The sequence below is a fragment of the Micromonospora vinacea genome (genome assembly GCF_015751785.1).
Classification (GTDB): Bacteria; Actinomycetota; Actinomycetes; order Mycobacteriales; family Micromonosporaceae; genus Micromonospora; species Micromonospora vinacea.
The window spans coordinates 176,850-198,502 of the sequence record NZ_JADOTY010000001.1; the positions used below are offsets into that span (position 1 = coordinate 176,850).

Sequence of the window (21,653 nt, forward strand, 5' to 3'; positions counted from 1 at the left end):
CGGTGCGCGGCCCGCCGGTTTCGGCGCGCGCGTCAGCGCGGCGCGGCGGTCTCGGTGAGCAGGCCGAGGCGGTGGGCCAGGGCGGCGGCCTCCACCCGGTTGGTCACGCCCAGCTTGGCGATGATCCGGGAGACGTGCACGCTTGCCGTCTTCGGAGAGATGAACAACCGCTCGGCGATCCGGCTGTTGCTGTGCCCCTCCGCGACCAGACGCAGCACCTCCCGCTCCCGGGCGGTCAGCAGGTCCGCGCCGGCCCCGCCCCCGGACGCGCCACGCAGGCCGACCCGCCGCGCCAGGGTTGCGGCCGCCTCGACCAGCGGCGCCGCGCCCAGCCGCCGCCCGATCTCGGTGGCCTCGGTGACCGCCGCCGCCGTCTCGTCGCGTTCCCCGGCTGCTGCGGTCGCCTCGGCCAGCGCCAGCAGCGCCCGGCCCAGCGGGTAGGGCTGCCCGTCGGCCCGCCACGCCTCGACCGCCGTACGCCAGGCCGGCAGCGCCTGGTCGCCGACAGCGAGCAGCGCGGTGACCTGGGCGGCGTGCGCACGGGCCGCCGGGTGAAGCGCCGGCAGGTCGGCGGCGAGCGCCGCCACGGCGACCGCCAGCTCCCGGTCCCCCACCCGGGCTGCGGTACGCGCGGCGGCGCTGAGCACCGGCCAACCCTCCCGGGGCAGCTGCGGCAGGCTTCCGTCGGCCACCGCGACGCGGGCCGCCCGTACCGCCTCGACCTTGTCGTCAGCGGCCAGCGCCGCCTCGATGGCCAGCTCGTGCAGGGGCAGGCGGTGGTTCGGCCACAGGTACGGCCGGTTGAGGAAGGTGAGCGCCCGGTCGACCAGCTCGTCGGCGCCCGGATGGGCGCGGGCCAGCCGCAGCCCGGCACCCAGCTGGAGCCAGTGCAGCCCGGTCACACCGGACAGGTCGATCCGGGCGGCCTCCGCGCAGACCGCCTCGGCCTCGTCCCACCGACCCAGCGCGATGAGCGCCTCGGCCCGGTTGGAGAGCAGGTACGCACCGGTGGAGCGGCTGATCCCCACCCGTCGCGCCTCGGCGACGCCAGCCTCGGCGGCCTGCGCGGACTCGGCGTAGCGGCCCAACTCGCAGAGCATGTCCGACTCGAACACCATGGCGAGCACCAGTGTCGGCGCGTCGCCCGCCGCACGGGCGGCGGCAGCCGCCCGGCCCAGCTCGGCCAACCCGCCGGTCAGGTCCCGCTCGCCGTGGCAGAGCAGCGCGATCCGCGTCGACAGCAGGGCCACGTTCACCCCGAACGCCTCGGCGTCGGTGGCGGCCTCGGCTGCCACCCGGGCCGCCTTCTGCGGGTCGATCTTGACCAGGTGGGTGGCGATGTCGGCGAGCAGCCGAACCCGCTCCGCGCCGGGCGGGCCACCGGCCGCCAGCCGGTACGCCTCGTCCAGCTCACGGCTGCCGTCGCTCTTGCCCAGCAGGGCCATCAGTCGACCGCGCTGGTCCAGCAGGCGGGCGGCGCGCAGCGGCGCGGCCTCGGCGTCCACCTCGGCCAGCCCGGCCCGGGTCAGGGTGATGGCCCGACTGAAGTCGCCGGCGGTGACCGCGGCGTCCAGGGTCTGCTCCAGCAACGCCAGGTGGTCCATGCCGAGCAGGTCGGCGGCGTCCGGCACCAGCTCCCACAACTCCAGCGCCCGCTCCAGCAGTCGGCGCTGCTCGGCGTACGCGTACCGGTCGGCGGCGGCGCACGCGGCGGCTCGCGCGGCGACGAGGGCACGCGGGTGGTCGTGCGCGGCGTGCCAGTGGTGGGCGATCTCGGCCGGGGCCCGGCCGGCGGCGACCAGGTGCGGCTGGGCCTCGATGGCGGCGGCGAAGCGGGCGTGCAGCCGGGCGTGCTCACCGGGCAGCAGCTCGTCGTGCACGGCCTCGCGGACCAGCGCGTGCCGGAACTCGTAGTCACCGTCCCGGTCGGCCACCACCAGTTGGGCGGCGACGGCGGCGCGCAACGCGTCCTCCAGCTCGGCCTCGGGCAGCCCGGCGACCTCGGCGAGCAGGTCGTGGGCGAAACGGGTGCCGCCGGCGGCCGCGATCCGCAACACCCGCTGGGCCGGCTCGGGAAGCCGGTCCACTCGGGCCAGCAGCAGGTCACGCAGTGTCTCGGGGAGCGCCGCGCAGCCGATCGGGTCACCGGCGACGGCCAACTCCTCGATGAAGAAAGGGTTGCCCTGGGTGCGGTCGTGGACGTCGTCGACGGCGCGGGCGAGCGGCTCGGCGCCGAGCAGGTCGGCGAGGATCGCGGCGGTGCCGTCGCGGTCCAGGCGGCCCAGCTCGACCCGCTCCACACCCCGGGCCCGGTCCAGCTCGGCGAGGAACGGGCGCAGCGGGTGGCCGCGCTGCAACTCGTCGGTGCGGTAGGTGCAGACCAGCAGCAGCCGGCCCGGCCTCGCCGCCCGGACGAGGAAGCCGATCAGGTCGCGGGTGGAGCGGTCGGCCCAGTGCAGGTCCTCGATGATCAGGACCAGCGGGCGAGCATCGGCCAGCCGCTGGAACAGCTCGGCGACCAGGTCGAACAGGTAGCCGCGCGGGGCGTCGCTGAGCGGGACGGCACGCGGGGTGGCCAACGTCGCGGCGCGGCCCAGCTCCGGCAGGAGCGGGGCGAACTCCGCCTCGTACCCGGCGAAGACCTCGGGGCCGTCGGCGCGGAGCACCGCCCGCAGCGCGGCGGCGAACGGGGCGAACGGCAGGCCCGCCTCCCCCAACTCCAGGCACTGGCCGACGAGCACCCGCGCCGCGCCGTCGGTGGCCCAGCCGGCGAAGTCCTCCAGTAGCCGGGTCTTGCCCACGCCCGCCTCGCCGCCGACCAGCACTGTGGTCGGCTCCCCGGCCCGCGCCCGGCCCAGCGCGTCCCGCAGTGCCGCGATCTCGCGGTGACGCCCGACGAGGACGGAGCTGGCAGCGCGTACGGTCACGTGTTCGAGCATGCCATGGCGGCCCGCCCCGCCGGCCCCGCCGATCGGCCGGTGGCCGGGCGGCGGGGTCGGGTCGGGGCGGGCCGGTGCGGTGGACGTGGCAGCCGCGCTGGGCGCGGTGGACGTGGCAGCCGCGCTGGGCGCGGTGGACGTGGCAGCCGCGCTGGGCGCGGTCACCGGCGGGCGTCGCTGGTGCGACCGGCCTGCCTGCGCCGACCCAACCACCCTCGGCTGACCGGACGTGACAGCGACCGGGCGAGCCGGTCGGCGGCCGCGTCGGCGCGCAGCTCGGCGGCGTGGGTACGGTGCAGGGTGAGCAGGAAATCAGCGTCGTTGCCGAACATGTCGGGCTCCTTCGTGGCGTCGTCGTCTTCTGTTGACGACTCTTCGCGCGAAGGCCCCACCCGGGCATGGGCATGGCGCCTCATCTTCCCCGCCCACAGCCTCCTTACCCGGCCCGTCCGGGCACGTACGGCGACGTAAGGTACTCAGCTGCCCGGGCACCCGGACGCGGATCAACCGGGCCGGCGGCGACCACTAGACTCTGCGGCATGGCAAAGCCCCAGGAGAAGGTCTCGTTCGGCCAGCGGCTGAAGCAGATCGGGATGGTGTTCCAGTTCACCGCCAAGCAGGACCGGTGGTTCGCGCCGTTGGTCGCCGCGGCGGTGCTGATCCCGCTCGCGCTCACCGTGGTCGCGGTCATCCTCTGGGGCTGGATCTGGCTGCCGATCGGCATCCTGTTCGTCCTGCTCGCGGTGCTGATCGTGCTCAACCTGCGGTCCAACAAGGCGATGATGAACGCCGCCGAGGGGCAACCCGGCGCGGCGGCGCAGATCATGGAGAACATGCGCGGCGACTGGCGGGTGACCCCGGCGGTCAGCTCGACCACCCAGATGGACATGGTCCACCTGGTGATCGGCCGCCCGGGCGTGATCCTGCTGGCCGAGGGCAACCCGCAGCGGGTGCGCGGCCTGCTCGGCCAGGAGAAGCGGCGGCTGTCCAAGGTGATCGGCTCCGCTCCCCTGCACGACTACGTGATCGGTCAGGAGGAGGGCGAGCTGCCGATCCGCAAGCTGCGGACGACGCTGCTGCGCCTGCCCCGCGCCCTCTCCGGCAAGGACGTCAACTCGCTGGACAAGCGACTCAAGGCGCTCACCGCCCGGCCGCAGATGCCCAAGGGCGCGATCCCGAAGAACATGCGGCCGCCAGGCGCCTTCCGCCAGTCGCGGGGCCGCTGACCCCAGTTGTACGCGAAGGAGCCGGACCCGTGCGGGTCCGGCTCCTTCGCGTACCCCCCATGCCGGCCCACCCCGGGCCACCCTCGCCCTCGCGCTCGTCCTGAACCTCAACACCGTTGCGCAGCGCCTCGTCGATCATGGAGTTGTGGTGGGTGACGAAGTGCCCGTACAGCCCCAATCCAGGCACCACAACTCCATGATCGACCGAACTCGGACGCGATCTAGGACTCCCGGATCGGCCTTGGCGGGGTTGGCCTAGCCGCGGGGGGCGTCGACGATGACCGAGTCGGCGAGTCGGTCGTGCAGGCCGCGCCGGTGCTCGTCCATGATCAGTGCGGGGACGACCAGGGCCAGCAGCAGGCCACGGATCAGCCCTCGGAGCACGCCGATCCGACCGCCGTCGTGCCAGTTCACACAGCGGATCTTGGTGATGTACATGCCCGGCGTCTGGGCGAACAGGCCGAGGAAGATGCCGTACACCAGCACCAGCACCAGCACCGGGGCCCAGCCGTCGCGTACCGGGTCGGCGAAGAAGTTGGACACCAGCAGGCAGAGCACCCAGTCGATGATCAGCGCACCGAACCGCTTGCCGAGGCTCGGTGGGGCGAAGGTGGGGTCGGTGGCCGGCGCTGCCGGGGCCTGCGGATTGCTCACAGCGATCAAGGGTATCCGCGCCCGGATGAGGCGCTGCCGGGTGTCGCCACCACTGCGTGCCGATTCGGGCCAAAGGCATCAGATGTCATTACACTGGCCCAGCCGGTACGGCGTTCGCGCAGGCTGAGTGCGTGGACAGGAGCGTCGCTGACGCTCCGCGAGGGACGTAACACGGCAGAAACACTCAAGACATGGCCGGGCAACCGCTTGGCCCTAGCGTCGCCAGAAGCCTAGCCACCCCGTGGACGTGCCAGGAGGATGTGTGTTCGCCAATCCCGAGGAACTGCTGCGATACCTCAAGAACGAGGACGTGAAGTTCGTCGACGTTCGTTTCTGTGACCTGCCCGGCGTGATGCAGCACTTCAACCTGCCGGTCGAGTCCGTCAACGACGACCTCTTCACCGACGGCCTCGCGTTCGACGGTTCGTCGATCCGCGGTTTCCAGGCGATCCACGAGTCGGACATGCTCCTGCTCCCGGATGTCGCCACCGCGTTCATCGACCCGTTCCGCGCGCAGAAGACGCTCGCGCTCAACTTCTTCATCCACGACCCGTTCACCCGCGAGGCCTACAGCCGCGACCCGCGCAACGTGGCGAAGAAGGCCGAGGCGTACCTGGCGGCGAGCGGCATCGCCGACACCGCCTACTTCGGCGCCGAGGCGGAGTTCTACATCTTCGACTCGATCCGCCACGAGACCTCGGCGCACCAGTCGTTCTACTACATCGACTCGATCGAGGGCGCCTGGAACACCGGCCGCGAAGAAGCGGGCGGCAACCTCGGTTACAAGACCGCGTACAAGGGCGGCTACTTCCCCGTCCCGCCGGTCGACCACTACGCCGACCTGCGTGACTCGATCGTGCGCCGCCTCGTCGACACCGGCTTCAACGTGGAGCGCTCGCACCACGAGGTGGGCACCGCCGGCCAGTCCGAGATCAACTACCGGTTCTCCACCCTGCTGCACGCCGGTGACCAGCTCCAGCTCTTCAAGTACATCGTGAAGAACGAGGCGTGGGCCAACGGCAAGACCGCGACCTTCATGCCCAAGCCGCTCTTCGGCGACAACGGCTCCGGCATGCACACCCACCAGAGCCTCTGGCTCAACGGTGAGCCGCTGTTCTACGACGAGACCGGCTACGCCGGCCTGTCCGACATGGCCCGCTGGTACATCGGTGGCCTGCTGCACCACGCGCCGTCGCTGCTGGCCTTCACCAACCCGACGGTCAACTCGTACCGTCGCCTGGTGCCGGGCTACGAGGCGCCGGTCAACCTGGTCTACTCGCAGCGCAACCGCTCCGCCTGCACCCGTATCCCGGTGACTGGCAGCAACGCCAAGGCCAAGCGCGTCGAGTTCCGCGTCCCGGACCCGTCGGCCAACGTCTACCTGGCCTTCTCGGCCATGATGATGGCCGGCCTGGACGGCATCAAGAGCAAGATGGAGCCGCCGACGCCGATCGACAAGGACCTCTACGACCTCCCGCCGGAGGAGTGGGGCGACGTCAAGCAGGTGCCGGGCTCGCTGCCGGCCGTGCTCGACTCGCTGGAGGCCGACCACGACTACCTGCTCGACGGCGGCGTCTTCACCCCCGACCTGATCTCCACCTGGGTCGACTGGAAGCGCGCCAACGAGGTCGACCCGGTGCGTCTGCGCCCGACCCCGCACGAGTTCGCCATGTACTACGACTGCTGAGCAGTCAGATGCACGACGACTGCTGAGCAGTCGCTGGAACACCGGCCGGGCCGGCTCCGCTCACCGCGGAGCCGGCCCCGCCCGTTTCCGCTCCGACACCTCCCCCGTAACGCCGCGCACTCCGCGCACGCCGAGCGCCCCGCACCCCCGCGCCCCGCGCCCTCGCGCCTCGCGCCCTCGCGCCTCGCGCCTCGCGCCCTCGCGCCTCGCGCCTCGCGCCCTCGCGCCTCGCGCCTCGCGCCGCGCGCCTCGCGCCTCGCGCCTCGCGCCTCGCGCCGCGCGCCTCGCGCCGCGCGCCGCGCGCCTCGCGCCGCGCGCCAAGATCCGCGCAACTTCGGGGATGTTGCTGCCTCCGACGCCCGGGAGGCAGCACTTTCCCTGCAGTTGCGCGGATCTTGGGCGTAGACCCCCACCGAGATCGTGCTCAATCCTGGAAGCAGGGGCCTCGAACCCACCGGCAGCCCACACCATCCAGGTTCAGGCGCGATCTTGACCACCCCGCCTCGGTGATCATGAGGTTAGCCGGGAGTTTTGTCCACCTTGTCCCCGCCAACCTCATGATCAACGATGGCGGCGGCGGGCGGCGAACGGGGTGCGTACGAGGACGGTCAGGAGCAGGGCGGTCATCGCCAGGGCACCGGGTGCCTTGGTGACGCGGGCCAGGTTGGTGCCGTCGGGCAGGGCGAGGAAGGCTGCCGCTGCGGCGGGCAGCACGAACCACGTCGTACGGGCGGCGGTGAGCGCGAGCAGCGCCAGCGGCCAGGTCGCGTACCAGGGGTGGAAGACCGGGGACAGGACGACGGTGGCGACCAATGCCAACGCCGCGCCGTGCAGCGCAACCCGGGACCGCGTCACTTGATGACAGTCGACCCCCAGCGACGCAACCCCGGAGGACGCCCCCACGTGAGCCGCCCTGGGACCCGCCACCCCGCTCAGCCCGCGCAGGGTCTGCCAGGCTCGCCACCAGAGCACCAGCAGCACCCCGACGAGCAGCAGCAGCGCGACTGTCCGGACCAGCGGCACCGCCTGCGGGTCCCGGCCGACCAGCGCGCCGGCGTAGTCGACCACGAAGCCGACGGCGGTGGGTGGTGAGGTCCACTGCTCGGAGTCGCCGCTGTGGGTCAGCCCGCCCACCCAGCCGAGGCCGAGGCCGGACACCGCCGAGGTGACCAGCAGCGCGCCGAGTAGTCCTCCGGCCAGCCAACCACAGTGGCGCAGCAACGCCCGCAGCGTGTACGGGCCGGGCATCCCGGCCAGCACGGCGAACGGCACCACCACCACGGCGCTGGCCTTCACCGTGACGGCCAGCCCGAGCAGCGCTCCGGCCAGCAGGAGCGCCGCTGGCCGACCGGGTCGGCGGACCACGACCAGCAGCCCACACAGCAGCAGGCCCAGCATCACGGCGTCGTTGTGCGCGCCGGCCACCAGGTGCACGCCGACCAGCGGACCGGCCAGCGCCAACCAGGCGGCCTGCCGGGTCGGCACCCCGGCCGCTCGCGCCAGACCGGGCAGGCAGAGTGCGGCCAGCAGCAGCCCGGCCACGGCGATCACGCGCAGCGCCACGATGGTGCCGGTGAGCCCGCCGCCGAGGCCGACGGCGAGCGCCGCGAGCAGCATGAACGCGGGCCCGTACGGTGCCGGGGTGTCCCGCCAAATCGGTGCCACAGTGTCCAGCCAGGGGCAGCCCGCCGCCGCCACCCCCACTGTGTACGGGTCGACGCCGTGCGCGTACGTCCAGCCCTGGCAGGCGTACGAGTAGACGTCCCGGCTGCCCAGCGGCGGCGCGAGCAGCAGCGGTAGTGCCCACAGCCCGGCGGTGACGTACGCCCAACGGGTCGACGGCGCGCCTTCGCGCAGCGACCACCACGCCCCGACGAGCAGTGCGGTGCCGATCAGCCAGCAGGTCAGCGTCGCCGGGCCGTCCGGGGCTCGCCAGATCGACGCGGGTGTCCCGCCCAGCGGGGCGTCCGGCAGCGCCCCGCCGAGGTATCCGGCCACGGCGAGCAGGACCGCGCCGGCCAGGCCCGCGTACCGGGCACCCGAGGCCGTCAACGACACGGAGGGCGGCGAGACGGGCGGGCCGGGAGCGGTCACCGGCGCACCTTCCCTCAGTCGGCGGCGACCGGCTGACGGGCCGCCCGAGCCGACCGTACCAACCGGATGACCAGCACGATCACCAACAGCGTCATCAGCGGCGCCCCGATCGTCTTGGTGTACCGGGGCAGCCCGGTGCCGTCGGGTAGCACCAGGAACGACGCGACCAGGGCGACAACTGTGAACCATCTGGTCCGTTGGGCGGTGGCGGCCAGCACGAACAGCGGCCAGGTCCAGTACCAGGGGTGCACGACGGGGGCGAGCGCGACGGTGAGGGCGAGCGCGAGGCCGGCGTAGTACAGCGGGTCGCGGGTGCGGGCCCGCCACCAGAGCCAGACGAGCAGTACGGCCAGGAGGACCACGGCGATCCCGCGGGTGACCGGCAGCGCGTCGATGTGGCCGCCGAACAGCGCCGCGACGTACCCGACGGTCTGTCCGACGGCGGTCGGCGGTGACGTCCAGGCGATGGCGGCGCCACCCTGGGACAGCCCGCCGATCCAGCCGAAGTCCAGTCCGCCGGCGACTGTCACGCCGACCACGCTGGCGACAGTGCCGCCGACCACCCAGCTGCCGTCGCGGATCAGCGTGCGGATCCGGTACGGCCCGGCGGTGGCGGCCAGTGCGGCGAACGGCACCACCACCACGGCGGTCACCTTGATCGCCACCGCGACTCCGAGGAGCAGGCCGCCGACCAGCAGCATTCCGCGCCGGCCCGGGTGCGCGGCCACCACGGCCAGCCCACCGACCAGCGCGGCGAGCATCAGCACGTCGTTGTGGGGGCCACCGATCAGGTGCGCGGCGACCAGCGGGGAACCCAGTGCCAGCCACACCGCCCGCTTCGCCGGCACACCGGCCCGGCGGGCCAGCGCCGGCAGGGCCCACGCGGTGAGGGCCACGCCGACCAGCGACAGCGCACGGAAGAGCACGATGCTGGCGGTCAGCGAACCGGTGGCCTTCACCACGGCGCCCGCGATGAGGACGAACAGCGGCCCGTACGGCGCCGGCGTGTCGCGCCAGATGACCGAGACCGTGTCCAGCCAGGGGCAGGGCAGCGCGGAGACGCCCTGTTCGTACGGGCTGATGCCGCCGACGAAGCTGGCGCCCTGGCAGGCGTACGCGTACACGTCCCGGCTGCCGAAGGGCGGTGCGATCAGCAGCGGCAGTAGCCAGAGCCCGATGGTGGCCAGGGCCCACCGTGTCGAGGGCCCCCCGTCGCGCAGCGCCCACCAGGCGTACGCCATCAGGCCGGTGCCGACCACCCAGGCGGTGAGGATCAGCGGGCCGTTGGGCCCCTGCCAGATGCTGACCGGGGTGCTGCGCAGGGGGCCGCTGGGGAACGCGCCGCCGAGGAAAGCGGAGAGCGCGAGCAGCATCGAGCCGGCCAGGCCGGTCCAGCGCGCGAGGTGGGAAGGCACGCCGGACATGCTGCCAGCATCACGGCGGGGTGCCGACGGCAGGCACCCGGACGGTCAGCAGTGGCGCGCCGGCGCCAGCCCGCTGGAGACCGTGTAGTCGCCGGCGGCGCGGACCCGCACCTCGGTCCACCCGTCCGCGCCCGGTCGCAGGCAGCCGTCCGGGCCGTCCAACGTGAGCCAGCGCGACCAGCGCACCCGGACCGGGACGTCCCCGGGCGTGGCGGTCATCCGAACCGCGCCGCGGTCGGCGGTGACGAGTCGACCCGGTGCACCGACGAGCGGGGTCGGATCGACCACTGCGTACATCCGCCAGGTCGGGTCACTCCAGACCTCCCGCAGGTACGGCAGGCCGGCGCGGATCAGCGCGGCCTCCTCGCGGCCCCACCGGTCGGCGGGTGCGTCGGGGGCGAGCACCACGTAGCTCACCGCCTCGTGCCGTAGCCACTGCTCGTACGTCTGGGCGTTCAGGTTGCCGTCGTAGAACAGCGCGTTGCGGTCGCTGTCGACCTGGCGTTCCCAGCCCCGGGCCAGTGGCACTGTCGGCGGCAGGTACGCGGACTCCCAGTGGTCGCGCAGCGGCACCACCTCGACCCGCCCGGCCGGTTGCCGCCTGTCGAGTTCGGCGACGAGCGGTTGGTAGAAGCTTTCGGCGCTCTCCGGGGCGCCGGCCCTTGTCACGTCGCTCACCATCACCGGGGACTGCCACCACACGGTCGCGGCGAGCAGCGCGGCCAGCCACTGCCCGGGCAACGCGGCGTACCCGGCCAGCACGGGCAGGGCGAACAGCATCGGCAGTCGTAGCGCGTTGGAACCGATCGGGCTGGGCAGGTAGTACGCCCCGATCAGGAGCAGCACGGTGAGCGCCGCGCCGACGCGCAGCACCCGGCGGCGACGCGGCAGCACGACCGCCACCAGCACCGCGAGCGCGACGTTGATGCGCATCGACTCGGCCGAGTACGGCTGGGTGCCGCCGTTGCCGAAGACGAACGCGATCGGGGCGAGCGTGACGGCGGGCGCCACGGCCAGGACGAACCCCTCGGCCAGTGGTCGCTCGGCTCGCCAGCCTCCGGGCAGTGGGCGGCCCGGCCCGTCGCCGGTCCGCAGGGCGCCCAGCAGCAGCGCCGCGCCGGCCAGCCCGGTGAACAGGCCGGCCACCGGGCTGGCCGCCGTCGCCAGGGCGGCGCAGACGGCGGCGAGTGTCAACCGGAGCCAGCGCGGTGGGCGTTCCGCGCTGACCGCGCAGAGCGCCAGCAACCCGAACGCCAACCCGACCGCGAAGGTGATCCGACCGCTCGCCAGGTTGCCGACCAGCACCACAGCGCCGAGGACGCCGGCCAGCAGCGGCCGGCGGGCCCGGTTGCGGGTGAACAGCCAACCCAGCGCGGCAGCGCCGACCACGGCGGCGACCGCCCCCAGCGGACGCACCCCGATCAGCGCGCCCAACCGGGCGGTGAAGAGGCTGTAGCCGTACTGGTTGACGCCGCCGTACCAGCCGAAGTCGACAGGCGCGGCCCCGTACCGCTCGGTGAACCCGGCACGGGCCACCTGCGCGGCGAGGTCGGTGCCCATCGGCGGCGCGAGGAGGAACGCGACGGCGAGCAGCACCGCGGCTCCGGTCGCCGTGCCCGCGATGCGTAGCCCGGTTGGGCGCGGCGACGCGTCAGGCATCGAGGACCCGTTCGGCCGCGGCGCGGGAGCGGCGGCCGGTGCGCAGGTACTCGTCGAGGAACTCCCCCGGATCGTCGCGGCCGAGCAGCCGGGCCACCCCGGCCAACTCCACCCCGTGCCGGGGCAGTTGGTCGCCAGCCCGGCCCCGGACCAGCATCAACGCGTTGCGGACCTGCGCAGCCAGGGACCAACCGGCGGCCATCTCCGCGGCGTCCGCCGGGTCGATCAGGCCGGCCCGCTCGGCCGCCGCGAGGGCGTCGAGGGTACGCGTGCCGCGCAGCTCCGGGATCGCGCCGGCGTGCCGGAGCTGGACGAGTTGCACCGCCCACTCCACGTCGGCGAGCCCACCGCGACCCAGCTTGGTGTGGGTGGCCGGGTCGGCACCCCGGGGCAGCCGCTCGGTCTCCACCCGGGCCTTGATCCGGCGGATCTCGACGACCTGCTCGCGGGTCAGCCCGTCGGCCGGGTAACGCACCGGCTCGATCATCGCCTCGAACTCGGCGCCCAGGTCGGCGTCGCCGCAGACGAACCGGGCGCGCAGCAGCGCCTGCGCCTCCCACACCCGGGACCAGCGGGCGTAGTACTGCGCGTACGCGGCGAGGCTGCGCACCAGCGGACCCTGGCGGCCCTCCGGCCGCAGGTCGGCGTCGACGCCCAGCGGCGGGTCGGGGGCGGGTACGCCGAGCAGGCGGCGTAGCTCCTCGGCGACGGCGTGCGCGGCGGCGCTGGCGGCGCTCTCGCTGGTGCCCGGCGGCGGGTCGTAGACGAAGAGCACGTCGGCGTCGGAGAGGTAGTTCGACTCGTACCCACCGAGCCGACCCATCCCGATCACCGCGAACCGCAGCCCTTCCGACGCCGGCTGGCTGGCCTGCGCGGCCCGCAGCGCGGCGGCCAGGGTGGCATCGGTGACGTCGGCGAGCGCCGTACCGACCTCGGTGATGTCGGACAGCCCGCGGGCGGGCCGGTTCGCGCCGTCAGCCCGGGTGGGGCTGGGTGCGAGCGCGCCGGCCCGGCAGAGCAGGTCGGCGCAGGCCACCCGGACCAGCTCCCGACGTCGCAGCGCGCGCACCGCGCTGGTCGCCTCGACCGGGTCGGTGTGCCGGGCGGCCGCCGCCAGGAAACCCTCCCGCAGCACCTCGGGCGCGCGTGGCGCCAGCTCGTTCTCCTCGGCCAGCAACCGCAGCGCCTCCGGGTCGCGGGCGAGCAGGTCGGCGACGTACCGGGACAGGGCGAGGACCCGGGCCAGCCGACGGGCGACCGGGCCGCCGTCGCGTAGCAGCCGCAGATACCAGGGGGTGCTGCCCAGCTTGTCGGAGACCTTGCGGTAGTTGAGCAGCCCCCGGTCCGGCTCCGGCGCGTCGGCGAACTCGCTGAGCAGCACCGGCAGCAACGTGCGCTGGATGGCCGCCGTGCGGCTCACCCCGCCGGTGAGCGCCTGGAGGTGACGCAACGCCCCGGCCGGGTCGGCGAAGCCGAGGATCTCCAGGCGGTTCCTGGCCGCCTCCGGGGTGAGTCGCAGCCCGTCGGCCGGCACCCGGGCCACCGACTCCAGCAGCGGCCGGTAGAGCAGTTTGGCGTGCAGTCGGCGTACCTCGGTGGCGTGGGTGACCCACTCGGCCCGGAAGCTCTCCACGGCGCTGCGCCCCGGCGCGGCAGTGAAACCCAGCGCGGCGGCGAGCCAGCGCAGCGCGCCCGGCTCGGCGGGCACCGTGTGCGTACGACGCAGGCCCTGGAGTTGCAGCCGGTGCTCGACGCTGCGCAGGAAGCGGTAGCCGCGCAGCAGGGCCTCGCCGTCGGCCCGCCCGACGTAGCCGCCGGCGACGAGCGCGCGCAACGCCGGGATGGTGCCGGGCGGGCGCAACGTCTCGTCGCCGCGACCGTGCACGAGTTGCAGCAACTGGACCGCGAACTCGATGTCGCGCAGCCCGCCGGGGCCGCGCTTGATCTCGCGCTCCAACTCCTTCGGCGGGATGTGATCGATGATCCGGCGGCGCATGGCGCGGACGTCCTCGACCGCCTCCGGCCGCTCGGCCGCCCGCCAGACCAGCGGCGCGAGCTGGTCGATCCACTCCTGGGCCAGCGGCAGGTCACCGGCGGCCGGCCGGGCCTTCAGCAGCGCCTGGAACTCCCAGGTGCGCGCCCACCGCCGGTAGTAGGCCAGGTGGCTGGCGAGGGTCCGCACCAGCGGGCCCCGGCTGCCCTCGGGGCGAAGCGCGGCGTCCACCGGCCAGGCGACCAACCCGCAGATGGAGATCAACCGGGTCGCCACCTGGGTCGCGGCGGACAGGTCGGCGTCCTCGGCGGCCACGAAGATGACGTCCACGTCGGAGACGTAGTTCAGCTCGCCGCCGCCGCACTTGCCCATCGCCACTACCGCGAGTCGGGGCCGCTCGGTCCCCTCCGCCAGCTCCGCGACCGCGATCTCGTACGCCGCGGAGAGCGTGGCGTCGGCCAGCGCGGAGAGCGCGGCCATCGTCTGCTCCAGGCCGCGACCGCCGGTCAGGTCGGCCGCCGCGATCCGCAACAACGCCAACCGGTACGCGGTCCGCAGCGCCGCCACCGGGTTGCCGCCGTCCGCCGGCTCCAGCCGCCCCTCGGCGGTCGGGGCGAGCCCGTCCGGGGCGGTGCGCAGCGCCCGGTAGTGCTCGGGGTGGGCTACCAGGTGGTCGCCGAGCGCCGCCGACGCGCCGAGGACCGCTATCAGCCGCCGTCGTAGCCCGGGATCCTTGTGCAGGTCCGCGAGCAGCGGCGATTCGGCCGTGCTGCCGTCGGTGCTGCGGCCCTCCGCCTCCACGATGCGGTGCAGTTGGCGCAGCGCCAGGTCCGGGTCGGCGGCCCGGGACAGCGCGGCGAGCAGCTCCGCGGCGGCCTCGTCGACCGGCTCCTGCTCGGCCGGCTGCCACAGGCGCAGCCCCTCCGGGCCGAGCAGGTCCGCGGCGCGCGCGCCGCCGTCGCCTTCGGCGGTGCCGAAGCCGTACCGGGCGAGCCGGCCCGGTGCCCTGGTCGGCCGGCTCATCAGTGCCCGAGCAGCGGCAGGCCGCGCCGCATCGTGCTGTCGTCCAACTCGCCGAGGGCCAGCGCGGCGAACCGGGCGGCGAACGGTTGCCAGACCTCCTCGACGTCGGGCAGCACCGAGGCGCAGGCGGCGACCACCAGCTCCGGGTCGTAGCCCAGCTCGGCGAGTTGGGCCGAGTCGGTGGCCCAGTCGGCGATCATCGCGGCGTCGCACTCGATGTGGAACTGCAACCCCCACGCCCGGTCACCGAGGCGGAACGCCTGATGCGGATAGCGGGTGGAGGCCGCCAGCAGGGTCGCTCCCCGAGGCAGCTCGGTGATCTCGTCGGCGTGCCACTGGAGCACGTCCGGGATCAACGGCACGTACCGGAACAACGGATCGTTCTCGGCGGCGTCGCGCCGGCCGACCACGCCGGGGCCGATCTCCGGCCCGGACGGGCTGCGCTCCACCAACCCGGCGTGCGCGGTGGCGAGCAGCTGCGCGCCCAGGCAGACCGCCAGCGTCGGCACCCGGTACCGGACCGCCTTGCGCAGCAGGCCCTCCACTGCCGGAAACCACTGTGCGCCGGGCGAGCCGTCCGGCAACGGGTACGCCTGTTGGTCGCCGCCGAGCACCACCAGCGCCGCGTACCCCTCCAGGTCGGCGGGGAGCTCGTCGCCGGCGTGCGGGCGAACCACCCACAACTCCAGCCCAGCCTCGGTCAGCCACTCACCCAGCCGGCGCGCGTCGTCCGTCGGGTCGTTCTCGATCACCAGCGCGGTTGCCACCCGTCGAGGCTAGCCGGTACGCGGCACGGCACCACGCCCCGGCACGGGCCGCGCGCCCTCCCGTCGCCCGTGCGCCGGTCCCGACCACCGCGGGATGGTTAGGCTCTGCGGTTGTGATCAGCGAGGACACCACCGCCGTACGCCCACCCATGCTGCGCCCGGGTGACACGGTGCTGCTGGTGTCGCCGTCCGGACCGACCTCGCCGGAGCGGGTGGCCCGGGGCGTGGAACTGCTCACCGGCTGGGGCCTGCGCCCGGTGCCGGCGCCGAACGCGTACGCCCGCCACGGCTACCTCGCCGGCACCGACGACAGGCGCGCCGCCGACCTCAACGCCGCCTTCGCCGACCCTGACGTACGCGGTGTGATCTGCACGCGGGGCGGCTACGGCGCCCAACGGATCGTGGACGCCATCGACATGGCCGCCGTACGCCGCGATCCGAAGGTGGTCGCCGGCTTCTCGGACATCACCGCGTTGCAGTTCGCCCTGTGGCGGGGCGCCCGCCTGGCCGGGGTACACGGCCCCGGGGCGGCCTGGCGCGACGAGCGGACGTCGCTGCGCTCCGCCGAATCCCTGCACGCGGCGCTGATGACAACCGAACCGGTGTCGATCACCGCGGTCCCCACCGAGGAGACCTTCGGCGTACGCGTCCCGGGTCGTGCCACCGGCACCCTGCTCGGCGGCAACCTGTGCCTGATCGCCGCGTCGATCGGCACACCGGACCTGCCCGACCTGACCGGTGCGGTGCTGTTGATCGAGGACGTGCAGGAGCCCCCGTACAAGGTCGACAGGATGCTCACCCACCTGCGCCGGGCCGGCGCGCTGGACGGACTCGCCGGGGTGGCGGTCGGGCAGTTCACCGACTGCGGCGACGGCTGGGACACCACGATCGTCGACGTCCTCACCGAGCGCCTCGGCGACCTGGGCGTACCGGTGCTCGGCGGCCTCCCCATCGGCCACGGCCCCGACCAGCTCACAGTCCCGGTGGGCACCACCGCCACCCTCGACACCACCACCGCCACCCTCACCGCAACCCCGGCAGTCCAATAACCCCGCTCCCCTCCCCCGCCCTCCGGCCCCTCCCCGCCCCGGTGATCAAGAGGTTTGCGTCATGTTCGGAGCGGATCCTGACGCAAACCTCTTGGTCAACCAGGGCAGGGGTGAGGGACGGGCGGATCTCCGGGTCAGGCGGGGGTGGGTGGGGTCAGGTGGGCTATTGCGCCGATTTCCAGGGCGGCCCAGATGCCGGTGGAGGTGCGGGTGATGCCGTGCGGTTCGGCGTTGGAGGTGGGGAGGGCGTAGCCCTCGATCCGTCCGGTGGGGTCGATGTGACCGATCCGGTTGGCACCCCACTCGGTGAACCACGCGCCGCCGTCCGGGTCGGCGACGATCGCGTGCGGGCGGGCCGCCCGGTCCGGCAGTGGGAACTCGACGATCTCGCCATCGGCATCGATCCGACCGAGCTGACCGGCGGCGATCTCCACGAACCAGATGGCGCCGTCGTCGCCCAGAGCGATGCCGACCGGGCCCGCCTTCGCTGTGGGTAACTGATGCAGCGTGACCCTGCCATCGAGGTCGATCCGGCCGATCGCGTTCGCCTGGTTGAGGGTGAACCAGAGAGCCTGGTCCGCGCCAGCAGTGATCATCGAGGCGAATCCGCCGGTCACCGGCAGCGGGAACGCGCTGTGGGTGCCGTCGGTCTCCACCCGGCCGATCGCGTCGGAGGTCATCCCGGCGTACCAGAGCGCGCCGTCAGGCCCAGCCGCGATGCCGCCCGGCCCGGTACCGGACGGCAGGGCGAAGGTGCGCTGCTCGCCGTCGACGGTGATCCGCCCGATCCGGTCGTCTCCGGAGCGGGTGAACCAGAGAGCCCCGTCCGGCCCGGCCGTGATGATCAATGGGCGACCGCCGGCCGGCTCCAGCGGGTAGGTCCGGACCGCGCCGTCGGGCGACAGCCGGGCGACGCCGCCGGCATGGGCCAGCGTCAGCCACAACGCGCCGTCCGGGCCGGGCGTGATGCCGTACGGCCCGGCATCCGTTTCGACGAGTGGAATCTCCCGAATTTCGACGGTCATTCCGCGGTGTCCTTCCGTCGGTGGATCATCCACCCTGACCGCTCAGCCAGCGACGAACAACCGATTTCAGCCACCGCCACCCAGGATTGCCAGCTCGCTGACAGGGTCGCCACGGCTTCCGCCCAGACAGCCCGGTCACTGTCGGTTACGACAGCGCAGGATGACCGAACCTCTGGAGGACAGCATGTCCCGCACCATCCGTAGGAAGCACCTGCTGGCCGGTCTGGCCACCGCCGGCGTCCTCGGCGTCGGGATCGCGGCCCCGACGATCGCGTTCGCTGCCGACACTCCGACACCGAGCGCCAGCACCGCCCCGGCCCCGGGCACGGCTCCCGGCGCGAAGGCCGACCGGCAGGGCGAGTTCGCCGAGGCGCTCGCCAAGGAGCTGGGCGTGCCCACCGACAAGGTGACCGCCGCACTGGAGAAGATCCGCGAGCAGCACCGCCCGACCGACCGACCGCAGCGCCCGTCCGCCGAGGACCGGCAGGCCGCGCTCAAGCAGCGCCTGGACCAGGCCGTCAAGGACGGCAAGCTCACCCAGGAGCAGGCCGACGCGATCACCAAGGCCGTCGAGGCCGGCGTCTTCCCCGGCCCCGGCGGCCACCGCGGCCCCGGCGGTCACCACGGCGCTGGTACGCCCGGCAAGTAGTTCCGGTAGGTCCGGCCGCGACAGGCGCCGGCAGGCCGGGGCCGCCCTCGGTACGCCCGGGCGGACCCGGCCGCCCTCGGTACGCCCAGGGCGGACCCGGCCGGCCTCGGTACGCCCCGGGCGGACCCGGCCGGCCTCGATAGGCCCCCGTCGGCCCCGGTCCGCCCTGTCGGTCGGGGCCGGCTCGGGCCTGCCGCAGCTTGATCCACTCGGTTTCCAGGAAGTCGCGGTGTCCCGGGCGATCGAACCCCGCGACATCATGAAAACCGAGTCGATCACCGGGGCTATGCGGGTGGGGGCGTGAACACGCCCAGGTGGTTGCCGGCCGGGTCGAGGAGGTGGGCCAACCTGAGACCGCTCGGTGCGGTACGCGCTGGCACCAGCACCCGGCCGCCGGCCGCTTCGGCCTGTCGGCAGGTCTCCGCGACGTCGGCGACTTCGGCGTAGAACACCGCGTAGTTCGGTGCCGTCCCGTCGGTCGCCCGGATCGCCCCGCCGATCCCGCTGTCGCCGCCGGCCCCGGTCACGCGGTAGGACCCGCCGTTGGTCGAGCCCTGCTCCTCGAAGGTCCAGCCGAACAACTCCCCGTAGAACCGCTCCGCGTCCTCGGGCCGATCGGTGCCGATCTCGAACCAGGTGATGGGCGTGGTGGACCTCGACATCTACTGCCTCCAGAAATTTCCGTGCCGGCCGTTCGGCCGTCGTCTGGAGCAGTCTCGGGGCCGTTGGCGACAACGTCCTGTCGGTGTTTCCGGATCACCCGGCGGGGTTTCCAGCGACGAGACCCGCCCGGGCCCGCCGCGCCCAGCCCGGTTCAGACCAGGCTCAGCGGGCGAACCCGTTCGTGCGGGATGTCGAGATCCGTCAGGCGTAGCTCCCGGAGCACCACGTCGGGCAGCACCCGGACGCTCCGGATCCGGTCGGTGCGGAAGCACCGCAGTTCGTCGCGCAGACGGCACCAGGCCACCAGGTACCAGTGTCGGGAGTTGCCGAGGTAGCCGAGCGGTTCGACGTCCCGGGTCGAGTCGGCGTCGGCGCGGTCGGCGTACCGGATGCGGAGCACCCGCCGCGCGGCGACCGCGTCGGCGACGGTGGCCGGGACGGGCGTGGCCGGCCCGTCGCCGATCAGGTGCACCCGGCCGGCGAGACGGTGTGCCTCGGCGGCGTCGGCTGCCGGCAGCACCGCCACCAGCTTGCGCAGCGCGGTGGCGGCCGGTCCGGCGAACGGAGAGCCGGCGAGCCGGTGCAGCGCCACTGCCATGGCCACCGCCTCGGCGGCGGTCAGGTTGACCGGCGGCAGGGTGCGGGCGCGGTCCAGGACGTAGCCACCGGTGCGCCCGGGCTCGGCCCAGATCGGCACCCCGGCCTCCTGCAACGCGCCGAGGTCCCGTTCGATGGTCCGGCTGCTCACCTCGAAGCGCGCGGCCAGCCAGCGGGCGCTGCGCGGCCGTGGTGACACCGCCCGCAGCTCCTCGACCAGCGCGTAGAGGCGATCCGTGCGGTTCATGCCCGGCACGTTACGACCGGGGTACGACGCCCTCCAGCGCCCGCCCGCACGGCGGCGCGGGCAGCTGCCTCAGGCGATGCAGGCGCAGACGATCAGCGCTGCCCCGAAGTGGGTGGCGGCGCTGACCCGGGCGGCCGGGTGCGGTTCGGGCGAGCAGATGACCTCGCCGAGCTTGCCGGGGGTGAGCAGGTCCAGCACCACGAAGGCCAACGCCATGATCGCCAACCCGACCAGCCCGAAGACCACGGTGGAGGCGAGCCCCTTCCCGAAGTCGCTGTAGCTGGTGAGGATCGCGGTGAAGACGATCCCGGCGATGCCGAGCTGGTTGGCGGCGAGCAGCAACCCGGCGTTGGCGTTGCGGTCGACCCAGATCAGGTCGCGTAGCCGGCCCGGGGTGAGCAGGTCGACGAGCCCGAAGCCGGCGGCCATGAGCCCGACGCCGACGATCCCGAACACGACGCTCTGCCAGGCACCGCTGAGCAGATCCTCCAGCACCGACTGCCTCCCGACTCTCCGCCCGGAGGGGGTACCGGCGCGGTGATCGAGACGATAGCGGCAGCGCGCAATCGCGTCAGCCCCGACGTCTACAGCGCCAGGTAGCGCTGCCGCTCGTACGGGGTGACCTCGCGGCGGTACTGCTCCCACTCGGCCCGCTTGTTGCGCAGGAAGAAGTCGAAGACGTGCTCGCCGAGCACCTCGGCGACCAGTTCGGAGCCGGCCATCACGTCGATCGCCTCGGCGAGGTTCTCCGGGAGCGCCTCGTAGCCCATGGCACGGCGCTCCGCGCTGGTCAGCGACCAGACGTCGTCCTCGGCGCCCGGCGGCAGCTCGTACCCCTCCTCGATGCCCTTGAGGCCGGCGCCGAGCAGCACCGCGAAGGCGAGGTACGGGTTGGCCGCCGAGTCCAGCGAGCGGACCTCGACGCGGGCCGAGTTGGGCTTGCCGTAGGCGGGAACCCGGACCAGCGCGGACCGGTTGAGGTGACCCCAGCAGACGTACGCCGGGCTCTCGGTGATCCGGTCGGGCAGGTGCTGCGGGAAGAGTCGCTTGTACGAGTTGACCCACTGGTTGGTGACCGCCGTGTACTCGCGGGCGTGCACCAGCAGACCGGCGATGAAGGACTTCGCCACCTTGGACAGCTTCATCGGGTCGCCGCTGTCGTGGAAGGCGTTGCGCTCCCCCTCGAACAGTGACAGGTGGGTGTGCATCCCGCTGCCCGGCTGGTCGGTGAACGGCTTCGGCATGAAGCTGGCCTGCACACCGGTGGAGAGCGCGACCTCCTTGACCACGTGCCGGAAGGTCATGATGTTGTCGGCGGTGGTCAGCGCGTCGGCGTAGCGCAGGTCGATCTCCTGCTGGCCGGGCGCGACCTCGTGGTGGCTGAACTCCACCGAGATGCCGATCCGTTCCAGCGCCAGCACGCCCTGGCGGCGGAAGTCCCGGGCCACGGCATGGGTGGTGTGCTCGAAGTAGCCGCCGGTGTCGACCGGGGTGGGCACCGAGCCGTCCTGCGGACCGTTCTCCAGCAGGAAGAACTCGATCTCGGGGTGGGTGTAGAAGGTGAAGCCCTTCTCGGCCGCCTTGGACAGCGCGCGGCGCAGCACGTGCCGGGGGTCGGCCCAGGACGGGCCGCCGTCGGGCAGCAGGATGTCGCAGAACATCCGGGCGCTCTCGCCGCTGACGCCGCCTTCGAAGGGGAAGACCTGGAAGGTGGTCGGGTCGGGCATGGCCACCATGTCCGATTCGAAGACCCGGGCGAAGCCCTCGATCGCCGAGCCGTCGAAGCCGATGCCTTCCTCGAAGGCCGCCTCGAGCTCGGCGGGTGCCACCGAAACGCTCTTGAGCGTGCCCAGAACGTCGGTGAACCACAGCCGGACGAACCGGATGTCCCGCTCTTCCAGCGTGCGGAGGACGAACTCCTGCTGACGGTCCACTTCCCCAACCCCTCGCGACACTC

The 21,653-nt window shown here is 73.4% G+C and carries 17 protein-coding genes; 4 read left to right on the forward strand and 13 right to left on the reverse strand.

Features of this window, described 5'->3' with window-relative positions; genetic code table 11:
- Nucleotides 1–32: 32 nt before the first annotated feature.
- Both IW249_RS00815 and IW249_RS00820 read right to left on the reverse strand, forming a co-directional pair.
- Complete coding sequence (locus tag IW249_RS00815; RefSeq protein WP_307788479.1) at nucleotides 33–3,104, reverse strand: helix-turn-helix transcriptional regulator; 3,072 nt, start codon at nucleotides 3,102–3,104, stop codon at nucleotides 33–35.
- Nucleotides 3,101–3,271, reverse strand: coding sequence for a hypothetical protein (locus IW249_RS00820; RefSeq protein WP_167493919.1), 171 nt, complete (start codon nucleotides 3,269–3,271; stop codon nucleotides 3,101–3,103). The genes IW249_RS00815 and IW249_RS00820 overlap by 4 nt, the downstream gene beginning before the upstream one ends.
- A 207-nt stretch (nucleotides 3,272–3,478) precedes the next feature.
- Here IW249_RS00820 and IW249_RS00825 point away from each other — a divergent pair, with 207 nt between their 5' ends.
- Nucleotides 3,479–4,165, forward strand: a complete 687-nt coding sequence (locus IW249_RS00825) for a DUF4191 domain-containing protein (protein ID WP_196919011.1) — start codon at nucleotides 3,479–3,481, stop codon at nucleotides 4,163–4,165.
- A 255-nt stretch (nucleotides 4,166–4,420) separates the two neighbouring features.
- Here IW249_RS00825 and IW249_RS00830 read toward each other — a convergent pair whose 3' ends face one another.
- A complete protein-coding gene (locus tag IW249_RS00830) occupies nucleotides 4,421–4,819 on the reverse strand; it encodes an RDD family protein (RefSeq protein ID WP_196919012.1) in 399 nt (132 codons plus the stop codon).
- Between the two features lie 262 nt (nucleotides 4,820–5,081).
- On the opposite strand from IW249_RS00830, the gene glnA (IW249_RS00835) reads away from it, so the two are divergent.
- Nucleotides 5,082–6,506 (forward strand): type I glutamate--ammonia ligase, encoded by a 1,425-nt coding sequence (gene glnA / locus IW249_RS00835; protein ID WP_124822537.1) that lies wholly within the window; start codon nucleotides 5,082–5,084, stop codon nucleotides 6,504–6,506.
- 561 nt (nucleotides 6,507–7,067) lie between these two features.
- On the opposite strand, the gene mptB (IW249_RS00840) is transcribed toward glnA (IW249_RS00835), so the two are convergent.
- From mptB (IW249_RS00840) to IW249_RS00860, 5 genes are read right to left on the reverse strand one after another with little or no spacing between them, the layout of a single operon-like run.
- Nucleotides 7,068–8,600 (reverse strand): polyprenol phosphomannose-dependent alpha 1,6 mannosyltransferase MptB, encoded by a 1,533-nt coding sequence (mptB, locus tag IW249_RS00840; protein WP_307788480.1) that lies wholly within the window; start codon nucleotides 8,598–8,600, stop codon nucleotides 7,068–7,070.
- Nucleotides 8,601–8,614: 14 nt separating this feature from the next.
- The gene (gene mptB, locus IW249_RS00845; RefSeq protein ID WP_196919013.1) at nucleotides 8,615–10,015 is read right to left on the reverse strand and encodes a polyprenol phosphomannose-dependent alpha 1,6 mannosyltransferase MptB; all 1,401 of its coding nucleotides are present in this window, start codon (nucleotides 10,013–10,015) and stop codon (nucleotides 8,615–8,617) included.
- A 54-nt stretch (nucleotides 10,016–10,069) separates the two neighbouring features.
- Complete coding sequence (locus tag IW249_RS00850) at nucleotides 10,070–11,683, reverse strand: hypothetical protein (protein WP_196919014.1); 1,614 nt, start codon at nucleotides 11,681–11,683, stop codon at nucleotides 10,070–10,072.
- Nucleotides 11,676–14,699, reverse strand: coding sequence for a bifunctional [glutamine synthetase] adenylyltransferase/[glutamine synthetase]-adenylyl-L-tyrosine phosphorylase (locus IW249_RS00855; protein WP_196919015.1), 3,024 nt, complete (start codon nucleotides 14,697–14,699; stop codon nucleotides 11,676–11,678). The genes IW249_RS00850 and IW249_RS00855 overlap by 8 nt, the downstream gene beginning before the upstream one ends.
- Nucleotides 14,699–15,466 carry a type 1 glutamine amidotransferase gene (locus tag IW249_RS00860; RefSeq protein WP_196919016.1) on the reverse strand — a complete coding sequence of 256 codons (768 nt, stop codon included), beginning with the start codon at nucleotides 15,464–15,466 and terminating at the stop codon, nucleotides 14,699–14,701. Before IW249_RS00860 ends, IW249_RS00855 begins: the two co-directional genes overlap by 1 nt.
- Before the next feature lie 149 nt (nucleotides 15,467–15,615).
- On the opposite strand from IW249_RS00860, the gene IW249_RS00865 reads away from it, so the two are divergent.
- Nucleotides 15,616–16,515, forward strand: a complete 900-nt coding sequence (locus IW249_RS00865) for a S66 peptidase family protein (RefSeq protein ID WP_231392828.1) — start codon at nucleotides 15,616–15,618, stop codon at nucleotides 16,513–16,515.
- A 134-nt stretch (nucleotides 16,516–16,649) separates the two neighbouring features.
- Here the strand turns inward: IW249_RS00865 and IW249_RS00870 are convergent, their stop codons facing one another.
- Complete coding sequence (locus IW249_RS00870; RefSeq protein ID WP_196919018.1) at nucleotides 16,650–17,540, reverse strand: Vgb family protein; 891 nt, start codon at nucleotides 17,538–17,540, stop codon at nucleotides 16,650–16,652.
- Nucleotides 17,541–17,724: 184 nt separating this feature from the next.
- Here IW249_RS00870 and IW249_RS00875 point away from each other — a divergent pair, with 184 nt between their 5' ends.
- Nucleotides 17,725–18,189, forward strand: coding sequence for a hypothetical protein (locus tag IW249_RS00875; RefSeq protein ID WP_196924571.1), 465 nt, complete (start codon nucleotides 17,725–17,727; stop codon nucleotides 18,187–18,189).
- Nucleotides 18,190–18,473: 284 nt separating this feature from the next.
- Here IW249_RS00875 and IW249_RS00880 read toward each other — a convergent pair whose 3' ends face one another.
- The 4 genes from IW249_RS00880 to glnA (IW249_RS00895) all read right to left on the reverse strand — a co-directional run bounded on the left by IW249_RS00880 (nucleotide 18,474) and on the right by glnA (IW249_RS00895) (nucleotide 21,630).
- The gene (locus tag IW249_RS00880; protein ID WP_196919019.1) at nucleotides 18,474–18,851 is read right to left on the reverse strand and encodes a VOC family protein; all 378 of its coding nucleotides are present in this window, start codon (nucleotides 18,849–18,851) and stop codon (nucleotides 18,474–18,476) included.
- A gap of 152 nt (nucleotides 18,852–19,003) precedes the next feature.
- Nucleotides 19,004–19,696 (reverse strand): helix-turn-helix transcriptional regulator, encoded by a 693-nt coding sequence (locus IW249_RS00885; RefSeq protein WP_196919020.1) that lies wholly within the window; start codon nucleotides 19,694–19,696, stop codon nucleotides 19,004–19,006.
- A gap of 69 nt (nucleotides 19,697–19,765) precedes the next feature.
- Nucleotides 19,766–20,191 (reverse strand): DUF350 domain-containing protein, encoded by a 426-nt coding sequence (locus IW249_RS00890; protein ID WP_196919021.1) that lies wholly within the window; start codon nucleotides 20,189–20,191, stop codon nucleotides 19,766–19,768.
- Nucleotides 20,192–20,280: 89 nt separating this feature from the next.
- Nucleotides 20,281–21,630 carry a type I glutamate--ammonia ligase gene (gene glnA, locus IW249_RS00895; protein ID WP_091409557.1) on the reverse strand — a complete coding sequence of 450 codons (1,350 nt, stop codon included), beginning with the start codon at nucleotides 21,628–21,630 and terminating at the stop codon, nucleotides 20,281–20,283.
- Nucleotides 21,631–21,653: the final 23 nt, after the last annotated feature.

Bases quoted from the DNA above. Each gene is read 5' to 3' on its own strand.
- IW249_RS00820 (WP_167493919.1), bottom strand. From the start codon at position 3,271: ATGTTCGGCAACGACGCTGATTTCCTGCTCACCCTGCACCGTACCCAC.
- IW249_RS00825 (WP_196919011.1), top strand. From the start codon at position 3,479: ATGGCAAAGCCCCAGGAGAAGGTCTCGTTCGGCCAGCGGCTGAAGCAG.
- IW249_RS00850 (WP_196919014.1), bottom strand. From the start codon at position 11,683: ATGCCTGACGCGTCGCCGCGCCCAACCGGGCTACGCATCGCGGGCACG.
- IW249_RS00855 (WP_196919015.1), bottom strand. From the start codon at position 14,699: ATGAGCCGGCCGACCAGGGCACCGGGCCGGCTCGCCCGGTACGGCTTC.
- IW249_RS00865 (WP_231392828.1), top strand. From the start codon at position 15,616: ATGCTGCGCCCGGGTGACACGGTGCTGCTGGTGTCGCCGTCCGGACCG.
- IW249_RS00870 (WP_196919018.1), bottom strand. From the start codon at position 17,540: ATGACCGTCGAAATTCGGGAGATTCCACTCGTCGAAACGGATGCCGGG.
- IW249_RS00875 (WP_196924571.1), top strand. From the start codon at position 17,725: ATGTCCCGCACCATCCGTAGGAAGCACCTGCTGGCCGGTCTGGCCACC.
- IW249_RS00880 (WP_196919019.1), bottom strand. From the start codon at position 18,851: ATGTCGAGGTCCACCACGCCCATCACCTGGTTCGAGATCGGCACCGAT.
- IW249_RS00885 (WP_196919020.1), bottom strand. From the start codon at position 19,696: ATGAACCGCACGGATCGCCTCTACGCGCTGGTCGAGGAGCTGCGGGCG.